The 24,345-nt window shown below is 63.0% G+C and carries 23 protein-coding genes; 7 read left to right on the top strand and 16 right to left on the bottom strand.

Annotated elements, in window-relative coordinates; all coding sequences use genetic code 11:
• Window positions 1-69 precede the first annotated feature (69 nt).
• Entirely contained in the window at window positions 70-2,385 is a 2,316-nt protein-coding gene (locus AC097R_RS18625; protein WP_479599712.1) for an AbfB domain-containing protein, read from the top strand.
• Window positions 2,386-2,456: 71 nt separating this feature from the next.
• Here the strand turns inward: AC097R_RS18625 and AC097R_RS18620 are convergent, their stop codons facing one another.
• Window positions 2,457-3,014 (bottom strand): DUF4148 domain-containing protein, encoded by a 558-nt coding sequence (locus AC097R_RS18620; protein ID WP_479599711.1) that lies wholly within the window; start codon window positions 3,012-3,014, stop codon window positions 2,457-2,459.
• Window positions 3,015-3,215: 201 nt separating this feature from the next.
• Here AC097R_RS18620 and AC097R_RS18615 point away from each other — a divergent pair, with 201 nt between their 5' ends.
• The gene (locus tag AC097R_RS18615) at window positions 3,216-4,148 is read left to right on the top strand and encodes a LysR family transcriptional regulator (protein WP_479599710.1); all 933 of its coding nucleotides are present in this window, start codon (window positions 3,216-3,218) and stop codon (window positions 4,146-4,148) included.
• On the opposite strand, the gene AC097R_RS18610 is transcribed toward AC097R_RS18615, so the two are convergent.
• Genes AC097R_RS18610 through gspG form a run of 11 tightly spaced genes read right to left on the bottom strand, consistent with a single transcriptional unit; the run spans window position 4,145 to window position 14,552 of the window.
• Window positions 4,145-5,533 carry a GspE/PulE family protein gene (locus tag AC097R_RS18610; protein WP_479599709.1) on the bottom strand — a complete coding sequence of 463 codons (1,389 nt, stop codon included), beginning with the start codon at window positions 5,531-5,533 and terminating at the stop codon, window positions 4,145-4,147. The genes AC097R_RS18615 and AC097R_RS18610 overlap by 4 nt on opposite strands.
• A gap of 8 nt (window positions 5,534-5,541) precedes the next feature.
• Window positions 5,542-7,002, bottom strand: a complete 1,461-nt coding sequence (locus AC097R_RS18605) for a hypothetical protein (RefSeq protein ID WP_479599708.1) — start codon at window positions 7,000-7,002, stop codon at window positions 5,542-5,544.
• A gap of 28 nt (window positions 7,003-7,030) precedes the next feature.
• Complete coding sequence (gspD, locus tag AC097R_RS18600) at window positions 7,031-9,097, bottom strand: type II secretion system secretin GspD (RefSeq protein ID WP_479599707.1); 2,067 nt, start codon at window positions 9,095-9,097, stop codon at window positions 7,031-7,033.
• Between the two features lie 58 nt (window positions 9,098-9,155).
• Window positions 9,156-9,974: a type II secretion system protein N gene (gene gspN / locus AC097R_RS18595; protein ID WP_479599706.1), complete on the bottom strand. Its 819-nt coding sequence runs from the start codon at window positions 9,972-9,974 to the stop codon at window positions 9,156-9,158.
• Between the two features lie 16 nt (window positions 9,975-9,990).
• Entirely contained in the window at window positions 9,991-10,464 is a 474-nt protein-coding gene (gene gspM, locus AC097R_RS18590; RefSeq protein WP_479599705.1) for a type II secretion system protein GspM, read from the bottom strand.
• Window positions 10,461-11,645, bottom strand: coding sequence for a type II secretion system protein GspL (gene gspL / locus AC097R_RS18585; RefSeq protein WP_479599704.1), 1,185 nt, complete (start codon window positions 11,643-11,645; stop codon window positions 10,461-10,463). The genes gspM and gspL overlap by 4 nt, the downstream gene beginning before the upstream one ends.
• A gap of 34 nt (window positions 11,646-11,679) precedes the next feature.
• Window positions 11,680-12,642, bottom strand: a complete 963-nt coding sequence (gspK, locus tag AC097R_RS18580; protein ID WP_479599703.1) for a type II secretion system minor pseudopilin GspK — start codon at window positions 12,640-12,642, stop codon at window positions 11,680-11,682.
• Complete coding sequence (locus tag AC097R_RS18575) at window positions 12,639-13,328, bottom strand: PulJ/GspJ family protein (protein WP_479599702.1); 690 nt, start codon at window positions 13,326-13,328, stop codon at window positions 12,639-12,641. The genes gspK and AC097R_RS18575 overlap by 4 nt, the downstream gene beginning before the upstream one ends.
• Window positions 13,328-13,696: a type II secretion system minor pseudopilin GspI gene (gene gspI / locus AC097R_RS18570; RefSeq protein WP_479599701.1), complete on the bottom strand. Its 369-nt coding sequence runs from the start codon at window positions 13,694-13,696 to the stop codon at window positions 13,328-13,330. The genes AC097R_RS18575 and gspI overlap by 1 nt, the downstream gene beginning before the upstream one ends.
• Window positions 13,693-14,127: a GspH/FimT family pseudopilin gene (locus AC097R_RS18565; RefSeq protein ID WP_479599884.1), complete on the bottom strand. Its 435-nt coding sequence runs from the start codon at window positions 14,125-14,127 to the stop codon at window positions 13,693-13,695. The genes gspI and AC097R_RS18565 overlap by 4 nt, the downstream gene beginning before the upstream one ends.
• The gene (gene gspG, locus AC097R_RS18560; RefSeq protein ID WP_479599700.1) at window positions 14,121-14,552 is read right to left on the bottom strand and encodes a type II secretion system major pseudopilin GspG; all 432 of its coding nucleotides are present in this window, start codon (window positions 14,550-14,552) and stop codon (window positions 14,121-14,123) included. Before gspG ends, AC097R_RS18565 begins: the two co-directional genes overlap by 7 nt.
• A gap of 117 nt (window positions 14,553-14,669) precedes the next feature.
• Here gspG and AC097R_RS18555 point away from each other — a divergent pair, with 117 nt between their 5' ends.
• Window positions 14,670-15,266, top strand: coding sequence for a type II secretion system protein N (locus AC097R_RS18555; protein WP_479599699.1), 597 nt, complete (start codon window positions 14,670-14,672; stop codon window positions 15,264-15,266).
• Between the two features lie 45 nt (window positions 15,267-15,311).
• Here the strand turns inward: AC097R_RS18555 and ilvA are convergent, their stop codons facing one another.
• Entirely contained in the window at window positions 15,312-16,934 is a 1,623-nt protein-coding gene (ilvA, locus tag AC097R_RS18550) for a threonine ammonia-lyase, biosynthetic (RefSeq protein ID WP_479599698.1), read from the bottom strand.
• 124 nt (window positions 16,935-17,058) lie between these two features.
• On the opposite strand from ilvA, the gene AC097R_RS18545 reads away from it, so the two are divergent.
• The gene (locus tag AC097R_RS18545) at window positions 17,059-17,508 is read left to right on the top strand and encodes an OsmC family protein (RefSeq protein WP_479599697.1); all 450 of its coding nucleotides are present in this window, start codon (window positions 17,059-17,061) and stop codon (window positions 17,506-17,508) included.
• Window positions 17,509-17,525: 17 nt separating this feature from the next.
• Here AC097R_RS18545 and coq7 read toward each other — a convergent pair whose 3' ends face one another.
• Window positions 17,526-18,143: a 2-polyprenyl-3-methyl-6-methoxy-1,4-benzoquinone monooxygenase gene (gene coq7, locus AC097R_RS18540; protein ID WP_479599696.1), complete on the bottom strand. Its 618-nt coding sequence runs from the start codon at window positions 18,141-18,143 to the stop codon at window positions 17,526-17,528.
• A gap of 243 nt (window positions 18,144-18,386) precedes the next feature.
• On the opposite strand from coq7, the gene AC097R_RS18535 reads away from it, so the two are divergent.
• Together AC097R_RS18535 and AC097R_RS18530 are read left to right on the top strand one after the other, a co-directional pair.
• Window positions 18,387-19,361, top strand: coding sequence for a porin (locus AC097R_RS18535; protein WP_479599695.1), 975 nt, complete (start codon window positions 18,387-18,389; stop codon window positions 19,359-19,361).
• Window positions 19,362-19,664: 303 nt separating this feature from the next.
• The gene (locus AC097R_RS18530; RefSeq protein ID WP_479599694.1) at window positions 19,665-20,747 is read left to right on the top strand and encodes a porin; all 1,083 of its coding nucleotides are present in this window, start codon (window positions 19,665-19,667) and stop codon (window positions 20,745-20,747) included.
• A 120-nt stretch (window positions 20,748-20,867) separates the two neighbouring features.
• Here AC097R_RS18530 and AC097R_RS18525 read toward each other — a convergent pair whose 3' ends face one another.
• Window positions 20,868-21,716, bottom strand: coding sequence for a MurR/RpiR family transcriptional regulator (locus AC097R_RS18525; RefSeq protein ID WP_479599693.1), 849 nt, complete (start codon window positions 21,714-21,716; stop codon window positions 20,868-20,870).
• A 70-nt stretch (window positions 21,717-21,786) separates the two neighbouring features.
• Window positions 21,787-23,253: a glucose-6-phosphate dehydrogenase gene (zwf, locus tag AC097R_RS18520; RefSeq protein WP_479599692.1), complete on the bottom strand. Its 1,467-nt coding sequence runs from the start codon at window positions 23,251-23,253 to the stop codon at window positions 21,787-21,789.
• 142 nt (window positions 23,254-23,395) lie between these two features.
• On the opposite strand from zwf, the gene tal reads away from it, so the two are divergent.
• Window positions 23,396-24,343 (top strand): transaldolase, encoded by a 948-nt coding sequence (gene tal, locus AC097R_RS18515; protein WP_479599691.1) that lies wholly within the window; start codon window positions 23,396-23,398, stop codon window positions 24,341-24,343.
• Window positions 24,344-24,345 lie beyond the last annotated feature (2 nt).

Here is a 24,345-nt window from a genome sequence, read left to right as displayed (position 1 = left end):
ACTATGCGAATGCCCCCTGCGTTGCGACAGGCGCGGACGGGACTCCACAACCACAAAAAGAGACACGCCATGAAACTCAAACATGCATTTTTCTCGACCCTCCTGTTGTTCCTGGGAACGGCGGCATTCGCCCAGACCTGGACCAACTACGGGGGCACCTGGACCCACACCGGGGTCAACCACACGGTGAACTCCGGCTTGGGCAGCAAGACCATGATCGCCGGCACCAGCTACCAAAGCTCGACCATGGAGGCCGATATCTCTGTGGGCGCCGGGGGCGACGCGGGCTTTGTGCTGCGCGCCAGCAACCTCGGTACGGGGGCCGACGCGTATTCGGGCTACTACGTGGGCCTGAGCACGCTGAACAACTCGGTGGTGCTGGGCCGCGCCAACAACAACTGGACGGAGATGATCCGTTACCCGTTCACCGTCAACGCCAACACCAACTACCACTTGAAAGTGGTGTCGCTGCACAAGAACATCGAGGTGTACGTGAACAACGTGCACGTGCTCAGTGCAGGCGACGACATCTACCTGTCGGGTGCCACCGGCCTGCGCGTGATGGGCGCGTCCGCCAATTTCTCCAACGTGAGCGTGGTGGACAACGGAACCGTGGCCATTCCCACCTACAACTTCTCGGGCATCAAGGGTGCGGTCTACAGCCCCACCAACACGGTGAACTACCTGGAGTGGTGGCAGAACTACGATGCCACCTACGTGAACCGTGAGCTGGCCTATGCCCAGACCTACGGCATCAACACCGTGGCCATCTACCTGCATTACCTGCACTGGGAAAACAACGCGGCCGACCTGCTGAACAAGTTTGAAAACTTCTTGCAGCTGGCCAATGCCCACGGCATGAAGGTCACGCCCATCTTCTTTGATGACTGCTGGGACCCCAACCCCCACCTGGGTGACCAGGGCGCGCCCATTGCCGGCCGCCACAACAGCCGCTGGGTACAGTCGCCCGGTGCCCCTGTGAAGGATGCGTACTACACCACCTACAAAGCCAAGGTGCGCAACTACGTGCAAGACGTGGTGAACGCGCACAAGACCGACAACCGCATTCTGTTCTGGGAGCAACAGAACGAGCCCGGCTGCAATTCCGGCGGCGCGCAGAAAGCCATGAACGTGATCCTGATGAACGATGCGCGCATCGCCATCAAAGACACCGGGACCACCATACCCGTGGGCTCGCCTTCGGTGCAGCAGTGGGAGCCTTGGTACTTCTCGGACTTCTTCTCGTTCCACCCCTATGACGCAGCCTACTCTGGCCCCTATGGCCCGACCGTGGTGAACTCGGAGAGCATGAACCGTGGCTCGCAAACCGTGCCCGGCATCGTGAGCAACTACGGCGGCCGCAACACCGGCTACATCATGTGGGAATTCGGCATTGGTCGCAGCAACACGCGCTTCCCCTGGGGCAGCCCGGACGGTGCGCCTGAACCCACCACACCGTTCCACGGCATCGTCTATCCCGATGGTCACCCCTGGGCAACGGCCGACGTGGTGGCGCTGAACGGCCCGGTGGCCAACATGCCCGTGTTCAGCGTGGACTACTACAACGGCAACTTCACTACGCTGAAGAAATCGTCCATCACCCCGCTCATCGACTTTGACCTGAACACCGAGCGTGGCACCGCCTCGCCCGATGCGTCTGCCGGCGTGGCCGAGACCAATTATTCGATCCGCTGGAACGGTGTCATCCGCCCCACGGCGACCAATACCTACACCTTCTACGCCGACAGCGACAACATCGCCCGTGTCTGGGTGAACAACGTGCAGGTGGTGAACAAGACCGCGGGTGGACGCGCTACGGTGCAGGGCAATATTGCGCTAACGGCCAACACGAACTACCCGGTGAAGGTGGAGTATGTGCACGGCACGGGCGCATCGAATATGCACGTCACCTGGTCCACCCCGACCATGGCGCGCAAGCCACTGACCGTGATCCCCGCGGCCTTCCAGGCGGCCAACAACCGCTTTGCGGCCTCGGCGCTCAGCACGCTGTTCATTCGCCATGTCAACAGCCGCGCCCGCATCGATGCGAACGTGAGCCCGGTTGCCGATTCGCAATGGCGCATGGTGCCGGGCTTGGCCGATCCGCTGGCGGTGTCGTTTGAGTCCATCAACTTCCCCGGCCAGTACCTGCGCCACCGCAATGGCGAGATCTGGAAGGATGCGCGGGATGGCACCGCGCTGTATGACAAGGATGCGACGTGGATGGTGCGCACCGGTTGGGCCAATGCCAACCAGGTGTCGTTCGAGTCCATCAACATCCCCGGCAACTTCCTGCGCCACCGCGATTCGCTGCTCTACAGCGAACCCATCCTGCCCACCTCGTCCGCGCTGGACAAGGCAGATGCGACATTCATTGTGAACTGATCGTTTCTAACAACGTTAAAAAAGGCCCTCGGAGCGCTTCCGCTCCGAGGGCCTTTGCATTCGCTCAACGCTTAGTTAGTGCGCACGGGGTAGAGGTTGGGGAACACCTCGTTGAGTTTGCGACCAGCACCAGAGACGAATTCGTCGACGCCCACGTCTTTACTGGCGATGATGTCACCTGTGCGCTGGGCTTCTGCCAGTTCAGCGCGCACTTGCTCTCGGGACTTGCCTGCCACTGCGGGTTTTGCTGGGTAGGCGGCAGGGTTCAACTCATTGAGTTTACGGCCCGTGCTAGGTGTGAATTCGTCAAATCCCACGTCCTTGTTGGCAGCGATATCGCCGGTACGCTGGGCTTCTGCCAGTTCAGAGCGCACTTGCTCGCGGGACTTGCCTGCCACTGCGGGTTTTGCTGGGTAGGCGGCAGGGTTCAACTCATTGAGTTTACGGCCCGTGCTAGGTGTGAATTCGTCAAATCCCACGTCCTTGTTGGCAGCAATATCGCCAGTACGCTGGGCTTCTGCCAGTTCAGCGCGCACTTGTTCACGGGTCTTGCCAAGGTCGGTGGCTTGGGCGTGGCCTGTGACCAATGCGGCGACTGCCAATGCGATAGATACGGTTGCGTATTTCATAATTCAAATCCTTCTCTAGGTGATTGATTCCGTTCGCAGGACACAGCGTTCTGAAAACGGTATCGAGGCGGCGTTTCAGGTTCGTCTCATCGATGGGTTGGACTTTAGAGAAGGCTGCGCATTTAAAAAATACCTCGTCAAGCAGTGGTGTATTACGTGGTTTGAAATAATCCAGACCTTGATTTGAGAAGAAAGAACTCCATGGATCGATTGACGTCAATGCGGGTATTCCAGAAGGTGATCGACGAAGGTGGTTTTTCTGCAGCGGCACGCGCGCTGGACATGTCGTCGGCAGGTGTCACGCGGCAGATCGCCGACCTGGAGGACTACCTGGGCACACGCCTGCTGCACCGTACGACGCGCCGCGTGTCCCTGAGTCCTGCGGGAGAGACCTACCTGGGCCGCGTGCGCACCATCCTGCAGGACATTGACGAAGCGCATGAAGTCGCCAGCTCCCAGACGCATGGCTTGACCGGTGAACTCCGCGTGCTGGCCCCACCAGTGCTGGCCACGCACGTGCTGGCGCCGCTGCTGGCGGGCTTCGGCACAGAGTACCCGCACATTACGCTGAACATTGATGTGGAGTCCTTCCGCGAGCCTCCAATCGAGGATTACGATGTCACGCTGCTGCCTACAGAAGGTTTTTTTGATGCCGATGTGATCGCGCGCAAGGTGTCCACGACGCAGGCGGTGCTGGTGGCGTCACCAGACTATTTGAAGCGCAAGGGCACGCCTAAAGACCCCACCGAGTTGCTGCAACACGATACCTTACGGCTCAAAACACCGAGTGCGGTCTTTAGCCAATGGCGCCTGCTCAATGCGGAGCGCAACGATGCCCCCGCCGATTTTGAGGTCAAGCCCAAGCTCTGGGCCAACCACACCGACACGCTGCTCAAGGCTGCGATTGATGGCGCAGGTATTACCTCCGCGGCCGTGGATCTGGTGGCTCCTTTGTTGAACCGTGGTGCCCTGGTGCGCGTCTTGTCCCCGTGGATTGCGGGTCGCCTGTCGCTGTACGCCGCTTTGCCCAGCCGCAAGTTCATCCCTGAGCGTACGCGCGTATTTCTGGAGTACTTGACCGAGCAAACGCGCATGCAGACAGACGCTGCCATGCGTGCCTGCACGCACTGTTAGTCCCGCACCACCCGCAGCGCTTCCTCGCGGCTGGTAGTGCCGTTTTGCACCAGACGTTCGCAGTCGTCCCGCAGTGGCACCATGCCGTCTGCCAAGGATGTACTGCGAATTTCCGCTTCTGAAGCGCTGTGGTGCACCAGCTCCGCAATCGTGTCCGTCATTACCAGCAGCTCAAACACGCCAGTGCGCCCGGCGTAGCCGGTTTGGCCGCATTGCGCGCAGCCCTTGCCGCTGCAGTGGGTGCACAGCTTGCGCACCAGGCGCTGGGCCAGCACGCCGCGTAAGGAAGAACTGAGCAGGAACGGCTCCACCCCCATGTCGATCAGGCGCGTCACGGCGCTGGCCGCATCGTTGGTGTGCAGTGTGGCCAGCACCAGGTGGCCGGTCAGGGAGGCCTGGATGGCGATTTGCGCTGTTTCGAAATCGCGGATTTCGCCCACCATGATCACGTCCGGGTCCTGGCGCAGGATGGCGCGCAAGGCCTTGGCAAAGGTGAGTTCGATCTTGGCGTTGACCTGGGTCTGGCCCACGCCGGGCAGCTCGTATTCGATGGGGTCTTCCACCGTCATGATGTTTTGCCGCGCCGCATCCAGCCGCGAGAGCGAGGCATACAGCGTGGTGGTCTTGCCCGAGCCCGTGGGCCCTGTCACCAGAATGATGCCGTGGGGCTGGGCAATCAGGCCCTCAAAGCGTTGCAGCACCGAGCCCTGCATGCCCACGGACTCCAGGCTGCGTTGGTCCTGGCTCTTGTCCAGCAAACGCAGCACGGCGCGCTCGCCATGTGCACTGGGCAGGGTGCTCACCCGCACGTCTACGGCACGTGTGCCGATGCGCAGGCTGATGCGTCCGTCCTGCGGCAGGCGCTTCTCGGAGATATCCAGGTCGGCCATGATCTTGAGGCGCGAGATCAGTGCCGCATGCAGCGCGCGGTGCGCCTGCACCACCTCGCGCAGCGTGCCGTCCACCCGAAAGCGCACGCTGCTGTGGCGCTCATAGGGTTCGATGTGGATGTCACTGGCGCCATCGCGCGCGGCCTGGGTCAACAGCGCATTGAGCATACGGATGATGGGCGCGTCGTCCGCCGTCTCCAGCAGGTCTTCCACCGCCGGCAGCTCCTGCATCATGCGGGAGAAATCGGCCTCACCCTGCACCTCGCTCATCACCGTGGCGGCGCTGGATTCGCCCTGCGCATAGGCCACGCTGATGCGCTGCGTGAGCGTGGCCGCATCCTGCGTCTGCACACTGTGTACCGCGTACTTGCGCAGCGTCTCCCCTACGGCCGACGGCGGCGTGGCCGCATGCACCCACAGGGTCAGGGTGCTGCCGGCCTCTTCCAGCAGCAGCTGCTGGGTACGGGCGAAGGCGTAGGGCAGGGGGTAGCGCATGGGCCTGATCAGTCCACCAGGTCAGGATAGGGAGGAAAGCTGGAGGATTTACCGTCGAGGTAGGCTTCCATCGTGTCCTTGCTCTTGTCCAGCCAGGTGCGCACGGCCTTGAGGTACTTCCCGTCGGGGCTTACCTTGGTGGGCTGCGCAGCATAGAAGGTGAACAGCAGGCGGCGTGTTTCATTGGCGCCTACGCGTAGCTCCAGCCAGGTATGGGCGTCGGGCAAGCCTTCCGCGTAGGGAAGCAATGACGCGAGGTTGCTCTTGTCCCAGTCAGTGCCCGTGGTCTTGGCATTGAGCACGCGTTCACGGAAGCTTTTGGGAAATGCATTGGCCATGGCGCAAGATGCCACACGCGACTCCGGCGTTGTGCCGTAGCTCTCCACAATAGGGGCAGACTTGCTTTCGCATTTGGTGGAGGCCTGAGAACTGAAATAGGGTTTGCTGTCGTAGACCAGCCAGGCGGCAGCCAAACTGGCGTTGGCGTCCAGATTGCGCAGCGTCAGGTAGACACGGCTGGACTTGTCCGCGCTGGCTGTAGACGGGTGTACCTCGCGACGACCGGCTACTTTCCATTGGCCCGGAGGCAGTGGCAGGGCAGGGCCGCTCTCGTCGAGCTTTATGGAGCCCGGGAGGGTCTTGCCGGGCAGTGTGATCTCCACTGCGTTGTCCAGCTTCTTGGCCACTGCTTCCGGACTGTCGCTGGATGCTGTGGGAAAGGGCGTGATGGCGACCGCTTTATTCTGCAGGGCGGCCTGGATCGCCAATCCGGTTTCGTGGGCCCAGGCCTGGGTAGCCAAGTCAAAGGCATTGCCTTGTAGCATGTTGGATGGCGCGCGCGCGTGCAACTGATAAGTGGCGCGGCGACCTCGGTCAACACTGAAGGTCATGAGCAGCATCGCAGCACTTTCGCTGATGGTGTTCAGGTAGGGAACGAAGCCCGCGTAGCGCGCGCTGCTGCTCTCGGCGTGTGCCAGGTTGTCTACATTTCTGCGATTGCCTTTTGCATAGAACCCCTTCGCGCAGCCATAGACCAGGCTACTGGGCAAAGTGCCGAAATCGTCTTTGAAGGGGGCACCGGCGCCCCCCACCAAGGGAGTACAGGCCGGGCTGCGCCAGACAATGGGCACGGAGTCTGGTGTGAAGGTGACGAGCAGCAGTTCGACGGGGTTACCTTCATCCGTGCTTTTGAGGCTCACCGTTACTTCGGGGGCAGAGCTCTGAACGTCGGAGCGCCCGCCCGTAAGATTCACCTTAGATTCGGCCTTCCCAACAACCAGCCAATCGCCGGGTGGCAGTGGCAAAGGGGCAGCAAAGCTACTCAAACTGATGCCCTTGTTAATCTGGACCCCGATATCTAGCTTGTCGTAGGCGGTCTGGGTTTGGCCGACGGCGCCAAGGGCCAAGCCGGCTGTCAGTGCGGTGGCCTGCAATGTGCGGATCAATGGACGCTGAAACGTACGCTTCATTCTGAAAAACTCCCTGGGTTGGTTATGGTTATGGTTGTGGTTGTAGTTGTGGTTGTGGTTGTGGTGATGGATTCGTTGGCGCCGGCTTAGCCGGCAATGCAGGCAGCACTGCTGCCTCGTTGATCTGCACCAGGCTGCTGGCTTCCGGTTGGGCCACCAGTTGGCCGCTGCGCATTTGTTCGTAGCGGTCATTGGACAAGCGGTCCACGGCGGCGGCGTCGCGCACCACCACGGGCCGCAGGAACACCATCAGGTTGGTCTTCTTGCGGCTGCGGGCTTCGCTCTTGAACAGGTTGCCAAAGAAGGGCACGTCGCCCAGGCCGGGCACCTTTTCCTGGTTGCCGGCGTATTCGTCTTGCAGCAGGCCACCCAGCACCACCACGGCGCCGTCTTCCACCAGCACGTTGGATTCAATCGTGCGCTTGTTGGTGGTGGGGCCGTTGGTGGCGTTGGCGGTGGAGGCCAGCACGCTGGACACCTCCTGGTAGATGGCCAGCTTGACGGTGCCGTTTTCGCTGATCTGGGGCTTGACTTTGAGGGTCAGGCCCACGTCCTTGCGCTCGATGGTCTGGAAAGGGTTGACCGTGCCGTTGCTGCCGCCGGTGTTGGTGAACTGGCCGGTCACAAAGGGCACGTTTTGGCCGATGACGATCTTGGCCTCTTCGTTGTCCAGCGTCAGCAGGTTGGGTGTGGAGAGCACGTTGCCGCTGCCCGACTCTTCAAGAAAGCGCGCCAGAAAGCCCAGCACATAGACCCCATTGGTCTTGGTGGCTGCGCCCAGGTTGAAACCGCGTGAGGGCGACACGGTGCCCGCAGCACCCTGCGTGGCCAGGCTGATGATGTTCTTGCCGCCGCTGCCAAAGTTGGTGCCCAACAGGCCAATCACGCCGTCGCCGGCATTGCCCAGCGCGCCCTGCCACTGGATGCCGAATTCGGCCGCCTTGTCGGCGCTGACCTCGGCAATCAGGCTCTCCACGTAGACCTGGGCGCGGCGTGCGTCCAGCTTGTCGATGACGGCGCGCAGCTGGCGGTACTGCGGTTCGCTGGCGGTGATGATCAGCGAGTTGGTGCTGGGGTCGGCCTGGATCTGACCACCTGTGCTGGGCACATTGGCGGCGGCTGCGTTGGCCACGCCGTTGCCCGCGGGTGCAGGCGTGGTGGCCGCGGCAGGCGCACGCGCTTCGTTGCTGATGGCGGCGCGCAGCGTGGTGGCCAACTGGGTGGCGTTGGCGTTCTTCAGGTAGACCACATAGATGTTGCCGGCCGCACCGTTGCCACCTGCGGTGGGCTGGTCCAGCTTGCTGATGAGGGAGCGGGCCAGGGCCAGGCGCGCCTGGTTGGCGGCGCGCACGATCAGGGCGTTGCTGCGCGGCTCGGCCAGCACGGCGGTCTTGAAGCTCGCATCGGCCTGGCCAGTGCCCACCGTGCCGCTGCTCTCCAGCAGGCGCAGCACCAGCGGCGCCAGGTCGCTGGCGTTGGCGTGCTTGATGGGGATGACTTCCACATCGGTGGCATTGGGCACGTCCAGCGCGGCCACCACACGGGCCAGGCGGCGCAGGTTGTCGGCGTAGTCGGTGATCACCAGCGAGTTGGTTGCCGGGTTCACGTTGATGGGGTTGTTGGGGTTGATCAGTGGGCGCAGCACGGCCACCAGGTTGTTGGCGTTCTCGTACTGCAGCTTGATGATCTGCGTGACCAGCTGGTTGCCGCCTGCGCCGGGGCTGCCCGACTCGGTGGATGACACGCCGCCACCCTGCAGCTTGGCATCGGCCTCGGGCACCACCTTGTCGATGCCATCGACCTGCACCACCGTGAAGCCCTGCATGCGCAGCGTGGCCAGGAACAGGTTGTAGGCACGCGCCGGGGAGGCTGGAGTGTCCGTGGTCAGCGTGATGTTGCCCTTGACGCGCGGGTCCACCACCACGTTGCGCCCGGTCAGCGTGGCCATGGTGCGGGCCACGGCCTCAATGTCGGCATTGCTGAAGTTCAGCGTGATGGGTTCGCCGCGCTTCACCGGGGTCGTCTGCGCCCACACTTGCGTGCCAATCAGGCCGCTAGCCCCCATGAACAGTGCGCAAGCAGCTAGCAAATGCATAGCAAGCCGGCGACCGCCCGGGGCGGGTAACGAAGGAGAAGGGGACTGGTGCATGCGGTTATCCCACGTGGATGATGGAGCGCGCGCCGTCGCGCCGTCCAATGATATTGAGCAGATTGGCCAGCGCGTCTTCCCGCCCTGCGGCAGCGCGCGCCTCGCCATCAAATTGCAGCCGGCCCTGGTGCCACTGGCCGTGGCCCTGCAGTTGCAGGGCGCCGTCCAGCGTCTGCAGCGCCAGCGTGGGTGCGTCGCCACCGAGCAGTTCAATCCGGTAGCTGCCCACGGGTTGCAGCGGGGTCAGGCGCGTGCTCATCTGCAGCGCGTCAATCTGCAGGCGGCCTTGCAGGGCCAGTGCGCCTTGCTGCCACTGCAGGGCCAGGCCTTGGGGCTGCAGCGCCAGCGTGCCTTGCAGCTGGATGGTGTTCCACGGCGTGCCCAACCCGGCCAGCAGCGCGCTGGGCAGGCGCAGGGCCTGCGCGGCGTTCAGGTCTGAGGTGTGCAGTTGCACCGCACTGGCGGAGGCGTTCAGTGTCAGGTCCCACGGCGTGGTCATGCAGCAGGGCGCGTGCAGGCGCAGGGCCGCGCCCAGCCATTGCGGGCGCAGCTGCCACTCCAGACGCCCGGGCAGCGCGGTGGCGACAGTGGGGTCGGCCCCCAGCACCAGCTGGGCGCTGCCGTGCCACACCGTGCCTTGGGGTTGCAGCAGCTGCACGCGCTGCTGGCTGGCCTCCGCCAGGCCCCAGGCCAGCCAGCGTGCGGGTGCAAAGAGGGCGGCGGCGATGAGCCCACCGGCCAGCACGCCCGCCACCGTCCACGCCCAGGGCGCGCCGCGCCAGGGTGTGGCAGCCAGGTGGGTGGGGGCGAGCAAGGTGGCCATGGTGGGTGGTCGATGTTCAGTTGCCGGGCAAGGGCAGTTGCAGGGTGCCGTTCCAGCCGCCCTTGGCATCGCGGCTCAGGTTGGCCTGGCTGGGGGCCAGGCGCGCCTCGGTGCGCGCGCGGGCCAGCCATTGGGCCAGGGCTTGTGGGCTGGCGCCGCGCAGGGTCACGGTGGCCAGTGTGCCTTGCACCACCACGTTGCCACTGTTGCCCAGCGCACCCAGTGTGCTTTGCAGGGCCTGCTGGGCGGCAGCGGTCGATAGCGCGGGCTGGGCCTGCAGGCTCCGCGCCTCGGCTTGCAGGCCGCGCATGGTTTGCAGCTGGGCTTCCAGCCGCGGGGCCTGGGCTTCCCACTGGCGCAGGCTGCGCAGGGCCGGGGCCACGCCTAGCCACCACAGCAGGGCCAGGCCGACCAGGGCCATTGCCATGCCAAGCATGCGCTGCTCACGCGGCGCGCGTTGGCCCCACCATTGGCGCAGCGACGTACTCATGGCGTGCTCCGCGGGCTGAGCAGGAGCGTGTCGCCATCCAGCCGGGCGCTGTAGCCACGCGTGTGTAACTGGTTTTGCAACGCGGGTAGCTGTTCGGGACCTGCGGCCAGGCCACGCACGCGCATCTCGCCTGCTACAAAATCAATAGCTGCTGGCGCAGATTTGGCGGGGGCTAGAGCCTCAAAACCTTCCAAACTCCCGAATGCAGCCAGCAAACTCTCCAGGTCGCGCGCCGAGGCGCTGCCGCTGGCCTGGCGCAGCCCGGCCACGCCGCGCTCCATCTGCAGCGGTGCATCGACGACCACGGGGGTATTGGGGAATGTGGCCAGCAGCGTGGCGTGTAGCGCACTGCGCTGCTGTGCGAGCTGGCTATTCGCCTGCCAGGCCGCCACGTTGAGTCCCAGCAGCTGCACACCCAGCAGCGCCACGGCGGCCCAGCGCGCGGGGCGCCATTGCGGTGCCAGCCACAGCGCGGCGGCGGCCTGCTGCAGGCGGCGCGTGGCCGGATGGCGGCGCGCCATGTCGCCCTGCGCTAGGTCCCAGTCGCTTTGGGCGCATTGCTGCAGGCGTTCCTCGCGCGACAGCACCTGCACCTCGCCGCGGTGCAGAGCCTCGGCCAGGCCGGCCACGGCAGGTTCGGCCTGCACGGCCCGTGGGTGCCAAGATTCGGGAACGGCGGTAGATGCGGCTTGGCCTGACAGTAGCGGGCGCAGGTGCACGCCTTGGCTGTCTACCCACACTGCCTGGGCCACATCGGCATCGCCGGTGACCCACAGCGTGTCGGCGTCGGTCTGTGGGGCCCACTCGGGCACCACGGCGCCTATCTGGTAGCCCGCTTGCTCCAGCGCCAGTAGCGCCTGGCGCAACCAGTCGCGCGCGCAGGCGGCCACCCACACCGGGCTACCGGCGTTCAGAGCGGGCTGCAACGCAAAGTGCATGTGGGCGGGGTCGTCCAGCAGCTGGTCTTCCAGCAAGCCTTCCAGCACGGCGCGCAACCGTGGGCCCTGGCGCTGCACGCCCACGGGCAGCTGCACGCGGTGCCAGGACAACGCTTGCGCGGGCACCACGACCGTGACATGGCCAGCGCGCGCTGCACCACCCGCACCCACCCATTCCCACTGCGCCAGCGGGGTGGCAGGCGGGTCGGCAGGCAGCGGCAACAGGACGAGCGGCGGGTTCATGCGTGGGGTGTAAGAGGGCGCCTTTGTGGGCGATTCATTGTAAGGACGCCACCTCGGGTGCCAGGCGCTCTTTCCATAGGGGTTTTACCAGCAGGCCCTCGCGTTGCACCACCGTGCGCTCCTGGGTGTCCAGTGTGCCCAGGCGCAGGCGTGCGCGCACCTCGAAATAGCGCGAGTTCACGCTGTGCTGCGTGTCCATCGTGGCCAGGTTTGCCAGGCCCGAGGCCTGCACCACTTCGGCCAGTGTCTGGAAGTGGTTGAGCGCGCGCGCCGCCACCAAGCGCTGGGCCCCCGCAGCGTCCAGGCCCGGCAGGCAAGCCTGCAGCAGCACGGCGGGGGCGGTGTTCAGGTTCACTGGCGTGCGCTCGGGCAACAGCACTACATAGGGCTGCAGCAGGCGCACGGTGGCGGGTGACAGACCCAGCCAGCCCAGTTGGTCCGCGCTGCGCGGCAGCAACGGATGGGGCTGGTTGGTCGAGGTCGGGGTGTCGGAGGGCTCCAGTGCCAGCTGCAGGTTGCTTACCAACAGTTGCAATTCAGTGGGCGGCAAGTGCAGCGCATCGAACAAGCGGGTGATGGCCTGCAGCGTGGCGGGGTGGGGGCGCCCCTCCTGCACCAGGTTCAGCAGGTTCAGGCGCGCCTGCAGGTCGTTGATCTGGCCTGACAGGCTGGCCTCTTGCAGCGCATCCAGCGCCGCATCGCCGCCACCCTGGCTGGCTAGAAAGGCGGAGAGTTTGGCGTCCTGCAGCGGCACGGCCCAGGGCTCGGCCAGGTGGTCGGTGGCGCCGGTGCGGGCGTCTTCGCGCAAGATCAGCCGCGCCCAGTCGACCGCGCCCTGCAAGATCCAGCTGGCCTGGGTGCGCTGGCGCTCGGCGGTTTCCACCTCCAGTGTGCGCCACTGCTGCCACAGCGCGGCGGCACTCAGCGCCGCCACCAACGTGACCAACAGCATGGCCGTGAGGATGGCCGCACCACGCTGGCGCTGCGGGGTCGTCATGGCGTGCCTCCCGTGTTGGCGCGGGCCCAGTCGCGCACCACTGCACCGGCCAAGGGGTGGGGTGGCGACACGGTCAGCACCAGGCGTACGCCATCAGGCACGTTGGCTGCAGGCTCGGCACCCACGCCAGTGCTGCCGGCGCTGGAGAGCGGGTTGCTCCAGGCGCCGCCGCGGTAAAAGTACAGCTGCCATTGGTCCAGCGCGGCGATGCGCACCTCGCGCGTGCGCACGCCGTTGACGCTGTCAGCACCGGCGCCTTGCAGCCAGGCATCGGCTGCGGCCCAGGCGCTGGTCCATTCCTCACGGGTGCGTAAGGGGGTGGATTGCCAGCGCAGCCACTGCGCACGGCCGTCGCGCTCGGCGCGCGTCCAGGCCACCACCTGCACCCCAGCGCTGTCGCCCGCAGCGGCACGGCGTGTCAGGCGCAGGGCGCGGCCATCCCACTCCAGCGTGCGGGTTTGCGGTAGCTCGGTCAGCGCCTCGAGGTCGGTGGTCCATTGCGACAGGCCAGCGTCCAACGCCAGCACGGCATCGGCGTGTTCGCGGTTGCTGTCCATGGCCTGCTGCATGCCGGCCAGTGCGCGCCAGCCCATCACGGCCATCAGCGCCATCACGCCCAGCGCCACCAGCAGCTCGATGAGCGTGAAGCCGCGGCTGCGGCTGGGAGTGCGCGGGATGGCGTGCATCAGTAGCGCCCCACCACAGTGCCCAACTGCAGCAGCGGCACGCCGTCCAGCGTCACGCGTGCCTCTACGCGGCGGAAGTTGGGGTTGGGTGTGGGCTGCACCAGCAGGCGCAGGTCCAGCGTGCGCCCGGCCTGTTCGCAGGGGCGGGTGCTGTCGCCCACATCGGGCAGTTGGCGCGACAGGCGCACCTGGGCCAGCGCGTTGTCAGCGCACAGCTGGGCCAGCACGCGTTCGGTCTGGCGGCTGGTGTTGCGCGTCATGGACGAGGTGGCCCGCAGGCCCGCAATCAGCGTCACGGCCACGATGGCCAGCGCCACCAGCACCTCAATCAGGGTGAAGCCCTGCTGCCTGTGGCGCGCAGTGGTCATGGTGCGCTGCTACGCACGGCAAAGGGCCGCACGCCATCGGAGGCCACCCACAGGCTGCGTTCGGGGCGGTCCTGCTTCCACAGTCGCACGGCCTGGGGCGCCAGCAAGGGGTCGGGGCCCAGCAGCACGGTCTCGCTCTGGCCTTGGGTGCCGGCGGTCTGCCAGGTGGAGGGCAGGGTTGGTGCGTCTTTTGCCGGGGCCAAGCCTTCAAACACAAAGCCCTGCGCCGTGGTGTGCCAGCGCACGGGGCGGCCGCTGGCACGGGACTGGGCGCGGGCAGACTCCAGCAGCGCGGCCAAGCGCTGGGCCTCCTGGTCCAACTGGGACTGTGCGGCATCGCGCAACGCAAAGGCCACCCCCGCTGCGGCTACCCCCACGATGGCGACCACCAGCAGGAGTTCGAGCAGGGTGAAGCCGCGCGGTCTCACCAGTTCCCGATGTCGGCGTCTTTGCCGTCGCCGCCTGCTTGGCCATCAGCGCCAAAGCTCATCACGTCAATCTCGCCCTTGAGGCCAGGGCTCAGGTACAGGTAGGCGCGGCCCCAGGGGTCATTGGGCAGCTTGTCCAAGTAGGGGCGCCAGTTGGGGGGCAGCGCGCCGGTCGTGGGCTTGGCCACCAGGGCTTGCAGGCCCTGTTCGCCGCTGGGATAGCGTTGGTTGTCCAGCTTGTAGAGCTTGAGCGCCTGGCTGAGGTTGGCAATGTCGGTTTTGGCGGCGGCCACGCGCGCGTCGTCCGCCCGGTCCAGCACATTGGGCACGATGAGCGCGGCCAGCACACCAATGATGACCAGCACCACCATCAGCTCGATCAGGGTGAAGCCGCGGGCAAGTGCAAAAGGGCGGGTAGCAATGCGCATGGTGGGAGGGCCAGGGTGGTGAGCGTTGAACGGGGCGCCTGCCGGGGCAGGGCGCATGGGCCTTCCATGATAATGCGCTGAATGGTTCTGTCTGCCCCTTCCCCGTGGTGGCCGCGATTGGCGGCATTCGTTCTAGCGGCGCTTGCGGCCGCCAGCGCGGCAGTTTGGGGACTGCGTGTGGCCGCACCGGTGCAGGCCAGCAGCATTGCGGCGGTGGCCGTGCCCGCGGTGCCGCCCGATGCGGTGGCCGTGGCGCGCGCGCTGGGTGGCGCTGCGGCAGTGGGCGACACCCCGGTTGCGACTCAAGCAGCGCCTGTGCTGGAGTCGGCGCGCTTTGCGCTGATGGGCGTGGTGGCGCAGCCCAATGCGAAGGGTGCTGCGTTGCTGTCGGTGGACGGCAAGCCCGCCAAGCCCTACACCGTGGGTGCCGTGGTGGTGGATGGCTGGATGCTGCAGTCGGTACAAGGGCGCCGTGCCACGCTAGCCCGCAATGGCGCGGAGATGGTGCTGGAGTTGCCGGCGCTGGTGCCCGCGACCACCCTGCCTGTGGCCGCTACACCCCTGGCAACGTCACTGTCCTCAAAAGCGCCGTCTGCACCCGTTGCCATGTCCATGGCGGCCACCGTGGCTGCCGCCCAGTCGGCGTCGGGCAAGTCTGCAGACCCGGTGGCCAAGGGGCCTTCCATGGACGTCAAAGGGAAAATGGCGCCCTAGCCCGCGCAGACAATGCGCGAGCAGCTACTTTTTTGGTAGCAACCCTCAGCGCTGCAGGAACATGCGGTACACCGGATTCGCGGTTTCTTCCACATAGGGGTAGTTCAGCGTTTCCAGAAATTGCGCAAATGCCACGTTGTCCGCCGCAGGCACCTGCAAGCCCACCAAAATGCGGCCGTAGTCGGCGCCCTGGTTGCGGTAGTGGAACAGGCTGATGTTCCAGCCCGGGCGCATCAGGCTCAAAAATTTCATCAAGGCACCCGGCCGCTCGGGGAATACAAAACGCAGCAGGCGCTCGTCTTGCGCCAGGCTGGAGATGCCGCCCACCATGTGGCGGATGTGCTCCTTGGCCAACTCGTCGTGCGTGAGGTCCAGCGTCTGGAAGCCGTGCTTGGTAAAGCTCTTGGCAACCTTGCCGGACTCGCCTTTGTTCTGCGTGGTCAGGCCGACAAACACATGGGCCTGGGCCGCGTCGCTGATGCGGTAGTTGAACTCGGTCACGTTGCGCGTGCCGCCGGGCAGCTCGCCAATCAGCTCGCAAAAACGCTTGAAACTGCCGCGCTCCTCGGGAATCGTCACGGCGAACAGCGCTTCGCGCTCCTCGCCCACCTCAGCGCGCTCCGCCACAAAGCGCAGCCGGTCGAAGTTCATGTTGGCACCGCACAAAATGGCCGCGTAGGTCTCGCCCTTGGTCTTGTGCGTGGCCACGTACTGCTTGATGGCCGCCACGGCCAGCGCGCCTGCAGGTTCCACGATGGAGCGCGTGTCTACGAAGATGTCCTTGATGGCCGCGCACACCGCATCGGTGTCCACGGTCACATAGTCGTCCACCAAGTTGCTGGCGATGCGGAAGGTCTCCTCGCCCACCAGCTTCACGGCGGTGCCGTCGGAGAACAGGCCCACATCGGACAGCGTCACGCGCTGCTTGGCGCTCACGGACTGGATCATCGCGTCGGAGTCGTTCATCTGTACGCCAATGACCTTGACGCCTGGCGCCACCGCTTTGATGTAATTGGCCACGCCCGAGATCAAGCCGCCACCGCCAATGGCCACAAACACGGCGTCCAGGCCCGGACCGGTTTTGCTGCCGGTTTTGTGGCCCGACTTGGCCGCCTTGTCGGCACCCAGCGTCTGCACCTGGCGCATGATTTCCATCGCCACCGTGCCCTGACCCGCGATCACATCCGGGTCGTCAAAGGGGTGCACAAAAGTCAGGCCCTCTTTTTTCTGCAGGGTCACGGCGTGGCCGTAGGCGTCCGAATAGCTTTCGCCAAACAACACCACCTCGCCACCAAAGCCGCGCACTGCGTCCACCTTGAGTTGGGGCGTGGTGGTCGGCATCACGATCACCGCGCGCACGCCCATGCGACTGGCGGACAAGGCCACGCCTTGGGCATGGTTGCCGGCAGACGCGCAAATCACTCCCTTGGCAATCTGCTCGGGGGGCATCTGCGCCATCTTGTTGTAGGCACCGCGCAGCTTGAAGCTGCGCACGGGTTGCTGGTCTTCGCGCTTGAAGAGCACGGTGTTGTGCAGGCGGCGGCTCAAGGTGCGGGCAGGCTCCAGCGCAGTCTCATTGGCCACGTCGTAGACGCGTGCGGTCAGAATTTTCTTGAGGTAGTCCGCCGGGGTGAGGTGGGGGGCGGGGGGCTGCTTAGGGGAACTCACGGGGCTACACTCCGATATGAATATGCGAAAAGGCAATTGGACAGCTCCGCGCGGGGCTGCTAGATTGCATTGTAGCGAACTGTTTTTGGCCCCGCGCGGGGCAATTTATTGAAGGATGAGAACCATGGAATGCACAGTGAGCTGGACCGGCGGCTTGAATACCCGCTCTGGCATGGGCTTTGTGGCCGAGACCGGTAGCGGCCATATTTTGACGATGGATGGCGCCCCCGATGCGGCCAAGCCCGAAAACGGCGGCCAAAACCTCGCGCCACGGCCTATGGAAACCGTGCTGGCCGGCACCGGTGGCTGTACCGCCTACGACGTGGTGTTGATTCTCAAGCGCGGCCGCCATGACATCCGTGGCTGCACGGTCAAGCTCACCACCGAGCGCGCCGAGGTGGACCCCAAGGTATTCACGAAGATCCACATGCAGTTCACCGTGACCGGCAAGGGCATTCCCGCCAGCGCCGTGGAGCGTGCCATCGCCATGAGTCACGAGAAGTACTGCTCCGCCAGCATCATGCTGGGCAAGACCGCCGAAATTACGACCGGGTTTGACCTGATCGAGGCGTAAATAGTCCTATATCAGCCCTAAATCCGCTCTGCCACGGTGGTCATCACCTTGGCGGCGGAGCGCATCAGCGCCTTGACGGGTGGGGGCAAGTCCACCCCGCCCGCTGCCTGGGCCTCGTCCGCGTGGCGCAGCTCGTCGTCATGCATTTGCGCCACGATGGCGCGTGAGGCGTGGTCGCCTTCGGGCAGCAGCTCCAAGTGACTTTTCAGGTGGGCACCCACCTGCTTCTCGGTTTCCACCACAAAGCCCAGGCTAATGGCATCGCCCATGCGGCCGGCCAGCAGCCCCAAGCCAAACGCCCCGGCGTACCACAGCGGGTTCAGAAGTGAGGGCCGTGCGCCCAATTCCTCCAAGCGCTGCGCTGTCCATGCCAAATGATCTGTTTCTTCCAGAGAAGCCTTTGTAAAGTGCGTCCGCAGACCGGCGTTGGGGGTGGCCAGGGCCTGGGCGGTGTACAGCGCCTGGGCGCAGACCTCTCCCACGTGGTTCACCCGCATCAATCCCGCCGCTTTGCGTTTTTCGTCTTCTGACAGCGCCGTAATGTGTTCTGGCACTGTAGGGCAGGCGTGCGCCGCGTGGGGCTGGGCAAACAGGGTGCGCAGGGCTGTATCTGCAGCAGTGAAGAATGCGTCCATGAGAGGTCTTTCGAGTGTGGGTGGAGTCTAGCGGGGCTGACGTTAAGGTGAGCTTGATGACAGTCAAACAAGTTGTTGCAACCCAACAACGGTAACCCGTAAGAACCCTAATCTTTTGCCTGTTTTCTTTGCCAAAGCCCGTGGTGTCTGGTGCAATACCATCCAACTTCCTGAATAGGAGGTTGGCCCGGAGTTCCGAACAATCGGTCCGGAGCTCTATGTTTAACCTTGGAGTATTTCTACATGAAAAAGACTTTGATCGCTTTGGCCGTTCTGGCTGCTTCCGGCGCTTCCTTCGCTCAAGCTACTATCTCTGGCGCTTACGCTGCTGGTTACCGTGCTTCTTCAGCTCCCGCTGGTGATACATCCGGTCTGGGTATCGACACATCTTTGGTGACTTTCACCGCTAAAGAAGATCTGGGTGGCGGTTTGACGGCTACTGCAGAAATGAAGATCGACGGCCTGAGCCGCGGTGGCATTTCCGGTGGCGATTCCTACTTGGCATTGGCCGGTGGTTTCGGTAAGTTCACCCTGTCTACCGGTCGCGGTTCTGACTACCTGTCTGGCGGCATTTCTGGCGTGGGCGGTGTTGGCTTTGATGGCAAAGTGTTTTCCGCACTGACTGCTGGCGACGCTGTTGCTTACTCTACTCCCAGTTTCAGCGGCTTTACCTTTGGTATTTCCCATGACGAGTCCGCAACTACTCAAGCTGGCGAAACTGCTTCTCCCGTTGGTCTGGGTGTCGGTGCAGCCGGAACCCCCTCCGGTGCCGACTATCAGCGTGGAACTAACGTGAGCGGTACTTACGCTGCAGGCCCCTTGGCAGCTAACTTGAGCTTCAAGGTTTGGGATCAGGCTGGCAACACCGCAGGTAACTCCAAGAACCGTACAAGCATTCAAGCTTCGTATGATCTGGGCGTAGCTAAGTTGGGTGCTGGTTACCGCAACACTCAACGTGTTGACGGTACGCGTCAAGACACATTCTTGGCCGTCGGTGTGCCTTTGGGCGCTTTGACTCTGGGTGCTGATTGGGGTAGCCGTGTTCACAATGATACGACTGCAACTGCCGTTGGTACCCGTACCGGCTTTGGTCTGAGCGCTGCTTACGCTCTGAGCAAGCGTACTTCGTTGATCGCTAACTACGCACGTTGGGACGCAACTGTTGGCGCAGCTTCTGCTAACACCGAAACCAACCTGTTGGTTTCCCACTCCTTCTAATCGTCCGCTGGCGTAAGCCAGCTTGAGGTTAGAAATGAAAAGCCCGCCGCAGCAATGCAGTGGGCTTTTTTTATGGCAGTAGATTCGAAATTCATAATGCGAAACAAATTATGTTGTTGGTGCTAATACAACAAAATGGGGGTTTTGATGCGACTACCTATTATTTGTCCCTTCAGTTACATGACGCCGATGTGAATTTTTGTTTCAATACAAGCTACTTCTGAATTAAGAAGTAGGAGTTGCAGTCGCTGTTCCTAAGGACAGGGCCTGCTTACCATCTAACTCAAATTGAAGAGACATTCCATGAAAAAATCGCTCATCGCTTTGGCAGCTCTGGCTGCGTCTGGTGCTTCCTTTGCACAAGTTACCATTACCGGAAATTTGACTACTGGCTACAAGGCCAGCACGACAGCGGCTAGCACTGTTGCAACGGGTTCCACACTGAATCAGCAGGTTACGCAAGGTATTGCTGGTGGTAACGCTGGGAACGCAACAGGTGATGCCTCGGGTCTGGGTATTGATACTTCGTTGGTGACCTTCACTGCCAAAGAAGATTTGGGTGGGGGAATGAGCGTTGCTGCGGAAATGAACATTGATGGTATGAACCGCGGTGGCATCTCCGGTGGTGACTCTTCTTTGAAACTCACTACCTCGGTGGGGCGCCTAACATTGCAAACCTACAAGCCTGTTGACTATCTGTCGGGTGGTATTTCTGGCGTGGGTGGAACGGGAATGGACAACAAAGTATTCCCCTCGCGCGGTTTGAAAGACGCAGCGGGTTTTGATACAAAGTTGGGCCCTGTTTTTGTGGGTATTGCGCATATGGAGCAAGCTTCGGTCAGCTCTAGCACCACTTCTGGTGTAGGCGCAGGTTTGGGTGCTGGTGGTGCCGGTGCTGCTGGTACTACAGGCCAGCGACTCAATAGCTTGTCCGCAACTTATGTGGGTGGTGCTTTGATTGCTAACGTGAACTACCTAGTTTACGATGGTCGTACAGACAACGTGAATACCTCCTACAAAGACGTGATTCGCACAGCAGCTTCCTATGATTTTGGTGTCGCCAAGCTAGGCGCTGGTGTGTCCGTGTTGACCGTGACTGGTGGTGGAACATTGACTGATTCGCTGATTGCAGTGTCCGTACCAGTAGGTGCGTTGACTTTGGGTGCCAACTTTGCGCAAGAGACTTATAGCGGTACTGTTGTGCAGGCCGCGATCGGTGTAACAACAGCAGGACAGCTTGACCAAACCCGCAACGGTTACGGTTTGTCTGCCACTTACGCGTTGAGCAAGCGCACAAGCCTCATTGCAAGCTACGCAAACTGGCTGCCTTATGCTGGTGCAACTCGCAACAGCGAAACCAACCTGCTGGTTTCCCACTCCTTCTAATCCCCTGCTGGCGTGAGCCAGTTGGTGGTTTAGATAAAAAAGCCCGCTGTAGCGATACAGCGGGCTTTTTACTTGGAAACACTACTTTTTAGTAGCACATAGATCGCGTCTGGAGAGAAATTAGGCGTATCGCTTATTCCGCAGGTTGTGCTTCATCTCGCGCAGCAGAGGTTGCAGCTTGTTGCTGCCGATGCGCAGGGCCACGCAAGTGGCGAGGATGTCGATGATCATCAGGTGCAGCAGGCGCGAGACCATGGGGCTGTAGCGGTCGAAGCCTTCGGGGTGATCGGCGCTCAGGTGGATGTGACCTGCGCTGGCGAGAGGTGAGCCGCTGGCGGTGATGACGATGGTGGTGGCGCCGTTTTTGCGTGCGATGTCACAGGCGTCCATGAGGTCGCGAGTGCGGCCGGAGTTGCTGATGACGACTACGCAATCACCAGGCCCCAGGATGGAGGCGCTCATGACTTGCATGTGGCCGTCGCTGTAGGCCGTGGTGTTGATGCCCAGGCGGAAGAATTTGTGCTGTGCGTCTTGCGCCACGATGCCGGAGTTGCCCACACCGAAGAACTGGATCTGCCGGCCCGCGCTGTAGGCGTCTACCAGCGCCAAAACAGCCTTTTCAATCGCCAAGGTGGATGCGTCATTGCGGTAGCGCAAAAACGCGGCGACGGTGTTGTCGATCACCTTGACCATCACGTCGCCGGTCTTGTCGTCGGCATCCACGCTGCGGTGAATGAAAGGTACGCCTTCATTCACGGTGCCTGCTAGCTTCAGCTTGAAATCCGAAAGGCCGTCGTAGCCCACACTGCGGCAAAAACGCACCACGGTGGGCTTGCTCACATGGGCGCGGTCGGCCAACTCGCTGACGGGCAGTTTGGCAAACGCACGGGGGTCGGCCAAGCACAGCTTGCCCACCCGTTGTTCGGCGGGGGCTAGGGATGGCAGTGAGGCTTTGATTCGGTCCAACATAGTCACAGTTCCTCAGGTAGCAGCCTGCGGCGGGAGGCCGCAGCGCTGCCACACAACACAGCTCAACAGTTCAGGACTCTTCGCTCCAGCAGAAGCCGTCCCGCGCAATCATGGCGCTCGATGCGCTGGGGCCCCAGGTGCCGGCCGCATACAAACGAGGGCCTTGCGTGTCCGCGGCCCAGTGTTCCAGCATGGGTTCGACCCAGCGCCAGGCTTCTTCCTGCTCGTCGCTGCGCACGAACAGGTTCAAGCGGCCGTCAATCACGTCCAGCAGCAGGCGCTCGTAAGCCCCCACGCGTTCGGAACCGAAGCGTTTGTCAAAGTCCAAGTCCAGTTGCACGGGGGCCAGCGTTTGCGATGCCACGCTGCGTGATTGGCGGTTTTCCTGGCCCTGGGCCAGCAAATGCAGCTCCAGCCCATCCTTGGGTTGCAGGTTGATGATGAGGCGGTTGGCCGCGCCTTCGTTGGAGTCGTAGATGGCGTGGGGCGTGGGGCGGAAGTTGATGACGATGCGTGCATCGCGACCCGCCAGGCGCTTGCCGGTACGGATGTAGAAGGGCACGCCGGCCCAGCGCCAGTTGGCGATTTCGGTGCGCAGGGCAACAAAGGTTTCCGTGTTGCTCTTGGGGTTGACACCGGTTTCTTCGCGGTAGCCCGGCACCTTGTTGCCGCCGCTGGTGCCCGCCGAATATTGGCCGCGCACCACGTCCTGTTTCAGTGTCTCTGCGGTCCATGGCTTGAGCGAACGCAGCACCTTGAGTTTTTCGTCACGGATGGCATCGGCGTGTGAGTTGATCGGAGGTTCCATCGCGATCGCGCACAACAGTTGCAGTGCGTGGTTTTGCACCATGTCGCGCAGCGCGCCCGTGGTCTCGTAGAACGCGCCACGGCTTTCCACGCCCAGGTCTTCTGCGATGGTGATCTGGATGTTGGCGATGTGTTCACGGCGCCACAGCGGTTCAAACAGGGCGTTGCCGAAGCGCATGGCAAACAGGTTTTGTACCGAGGGCTTGCCCAGGTAGTGGTCGATGCGGAAGATCTGCTTTTCTTCAAAGAACTGGCGCACGGTCTGGTTGATCGCGCGGTTGGAGGCCAGGTCATGGCCCAGCGGTTTCTCCAGCACGACGCGGGTTTTGGGCGTGTTCAAACCGGCGGCGGCCAGCTGTTCGCACACATTGGTAAACAGGCTGGGTGCGGTGGCCACATAGATCACCACGCTGTCCGCGTTGCGGGTGTTCAGTGTTTCGGCCAGGCTGGCGTAGTCGTCCGGCTTGGACAGGTCCATGCGCTGGAACTCGAGTATGGCGGCAAAGCGGGCAAACTCTTCGGCGCTGGGGCGCTTGGCCAGCTCCACTTTTTCAAAGCGGGACTGGATCAGCGCGCGGTACTGCTCGTGGCTCAGGTTGTCACGGCCTACGCCAATAATGCGCCCACCTTCGGGCAGGGAGCCATGGCGAAACGCCTGGAACAATGCGGGCATCAACTTGCGCCAGGCCAAATCGCCGGTGCCGCCAAACATGACTAGATCAAAGCTCATAAGACAGGTGGTACGTTTAAGAGTTACATGAAAGATGACGTTGTAATGTAACTTTGTTTCATTGATAATTCAAGGGGACAAACCACAAGAAATTGCTGGTTTACCCTTAGCCTTCAACCTTGGCCTTTGGCCCGCGCCCACCATGAACCAACTCGACGCACTCAAACAATTCACCACCGTGGTGGCTGACACCGGCGACTTCAAGCAGCTCGACGCCTTCAAGCCCCAAGACGCGACCACCAACCCCTCGCTGATCCTCAAGGCGGTGCAAAAGGCCGACTACGCCCCGCTGGTGAAAGACACGGTGAACCAGTTCCGCAGTCGCCCCATGGACGAGATCGTGGACCGCCTGCTGGTGCGTTTTGGTTGCGAAATTCTCTCCATCATCCCCGGCCGTGTGTCCACCGAAGTGGACGCGCGTTTGAGCTTTGACACCAATGCCACCGTGGCGCGTGGCGAACGCCTGATCGAGCTGTACCAGGCGCAAGGCATCCATTCGGACCGCGTGCTGATCAAGGTCGCCTCTACCTGGGAAGGCATCAAGGCTGCCGAGCAGCTGGAGCGCAAGGGCATCCGTACCAACCTGACGCTGCTGTTTGCGTTCTGCCAGGCCGTGGCTTGCGGCCAGGCCAAGGTGCAGCTGATCTCGCCGTTTGTGGGCCGCATTTACGACTGGTACAAAAAGAACGCCGGTGCCGCCTGGGTGGAAGCCGACAACGCGTTGGCCAACGACCCCGGTGTGAAGTCCGTGGCGCAGATCTACAACTACTACAAGAAGTTCGGCATCGCCACCGAGGTGATGGGTGCGAGCTTCCGCAACGTGGGCCAGATCACGGCCCTGGCCGGTTGCGACCTGCTCACCATCAGCCCCGACCTGCTGGCCATCCTGGCCGCGACCGACGCGCCGCTGACCCAGGCCCTGAAGGCTGACACCGCCAAAGACCTGGCGCTGGAACACGTCAGTTATGACGAAGCCAGCTTCCGCCTGGCGCTGAACAACGACGCCATGGCGACCGAGAAGTTGGCTGAAGGCATTCGCGCGTTCTGCGTGGATGCTGTGAAGCTGGAACAGCTGCTGCTGGCTGCGTGACC

The sequence above is a fragment of the Rhodoferax sp. ZS1R25 genome (assembly GCF_056521335.1).
This window is presented reverse-complemented; position numbering and strand designations above follow the sequence as displayed.

Coding starts and splice junctions, on each gene's coding strand:
- AC097R_RS18625 (WP_479599712.1), top strand. CDS start 70: ATGAAACTCAAACATGCATTTTTCTCGACCCTCCTGTTGTTCCTGGGA.
- AC097R_RS18620 (WP_479599711.1), bottom strand. CDS start 3,014: ATGAAATACGCAACCGTATCTATCGCATTGGCAGTCGCCGCATTGGTC.
- AC097R_RS18615 (WP_479599710.1), top strand. CDS start 3,216: ATGGATCGATTGACGTCAATGCGGGTATTCCAGAAGGTGATCGACGAA.
- AC097R_RS18610 (WP_479599709.1), bottom strand. CDS start 5,533: ATGCGCTACCCCCTGCCCTACGCCTTCGCCCGTACCCAGCAGCTGCTG.
- AC097R_RS18605 (WP_479599708.1), bottom strand. CDS start 7,002: ATGAAGCGTACGTTTCAGCGTCCATTGATCCGCACATTGCAGGCCACC.
- gspD (WP_479599707.1), bottom strand. CDS start 9,097: ATGCATTTGCTAGCTGCTTGCGCACTGTTCATGGGGGCTAGCGGCCTG.
- gspN (WP_479599706.1), bottom strand. CDS start 9,974: ATGGCCACCTTGCTCGCCCCCACCCACCTGGCTGCCACACCCTGGCGC.
- gspM (WP_479599705.1), bottom strand. CDS start 10,464: ATGAGTACGTCGCTGCGCCAATGGTGGGGCCAACGCGCGCCGCGTGAG.
- gspL (WP_479599704.1), bottom strand. CDS start 11,645: ATGAACCCGCCGCTCGTCCTGTTGCCGCTGCCTGCCGACCCGCCTGCC.
- gspK (WP_479599703.1), bottom strand. CDS start 12,642: ATGACGACCCCGCAGCGCCAGCGTGGTGCGGCCATCCTCACGGCCATG.
- AC097R_RS18575 (WP_479599702.1), bottom strand. CDS start 13,328: ATGCACGCCATCCCGCGCACTCCCAGCCGCAGCCGCGGCTTCACGCTC.
- gspI (WP_479599701.1), bottom strand. CDS start 13,696: ATGACCACTGCGCGCCACAGGCAGCAGGGCTTCACCCTGATTGAGGTG.
- gspG (WP_479599700.1), bottom strand. CDS start 14,552: ATGCGCATTGCTACCCGCCCTTTTGCACTTGCCCGCGGCTTCACCCTG.
- AC097R_RS18545 (WP_479599697.1), top strand. CDS start 17,059: ATGGAATGCACAGTGAGCTGGACCGGCGGCTTGAATACCCGCTCTGGC.
- coq7 (WP_479599696.1), bottom strand. CDS start 18,143: ATGGACGCATTCTTCACTGCTGCAGATACAGCCCTGCGCACCCTGTTT.
- AC097R_RS18535 (WP_479599695.1), top strand. CDS start 18,387: ATGAAAAAGACTTTGATCGCTTTGGCCGTTCTGGCTGCTTCCGGCGCT.
- AC097R_RS18530 (WP_479599694.1), top strand. CDS start 19,665: ATGAAAAAATCGCTCATCGCTTTGGCAGCTCTGGCTGCGTCTGGTGCT.
- AC097R_RS18525 (WP_479599693.1), bottom strand. CDS start 21,716: ATGTTGGACCGAATCAAAGCCTCACTGCCATCCCTAGCCCCCGCCGAA.
- zwf (WP_479599692.1), bottom strand. CDS start 23,253: ATGAGCTTTGATCTAGTCATGTTTGGCGGCACCGGCGATTTGGCCTGG.
- tal (WP_479599691.1), top strand. CDS start 23,396: ATGAACCAACTCGACGCACTCAAACAATTCACCACCGTGGTGGCTGAC.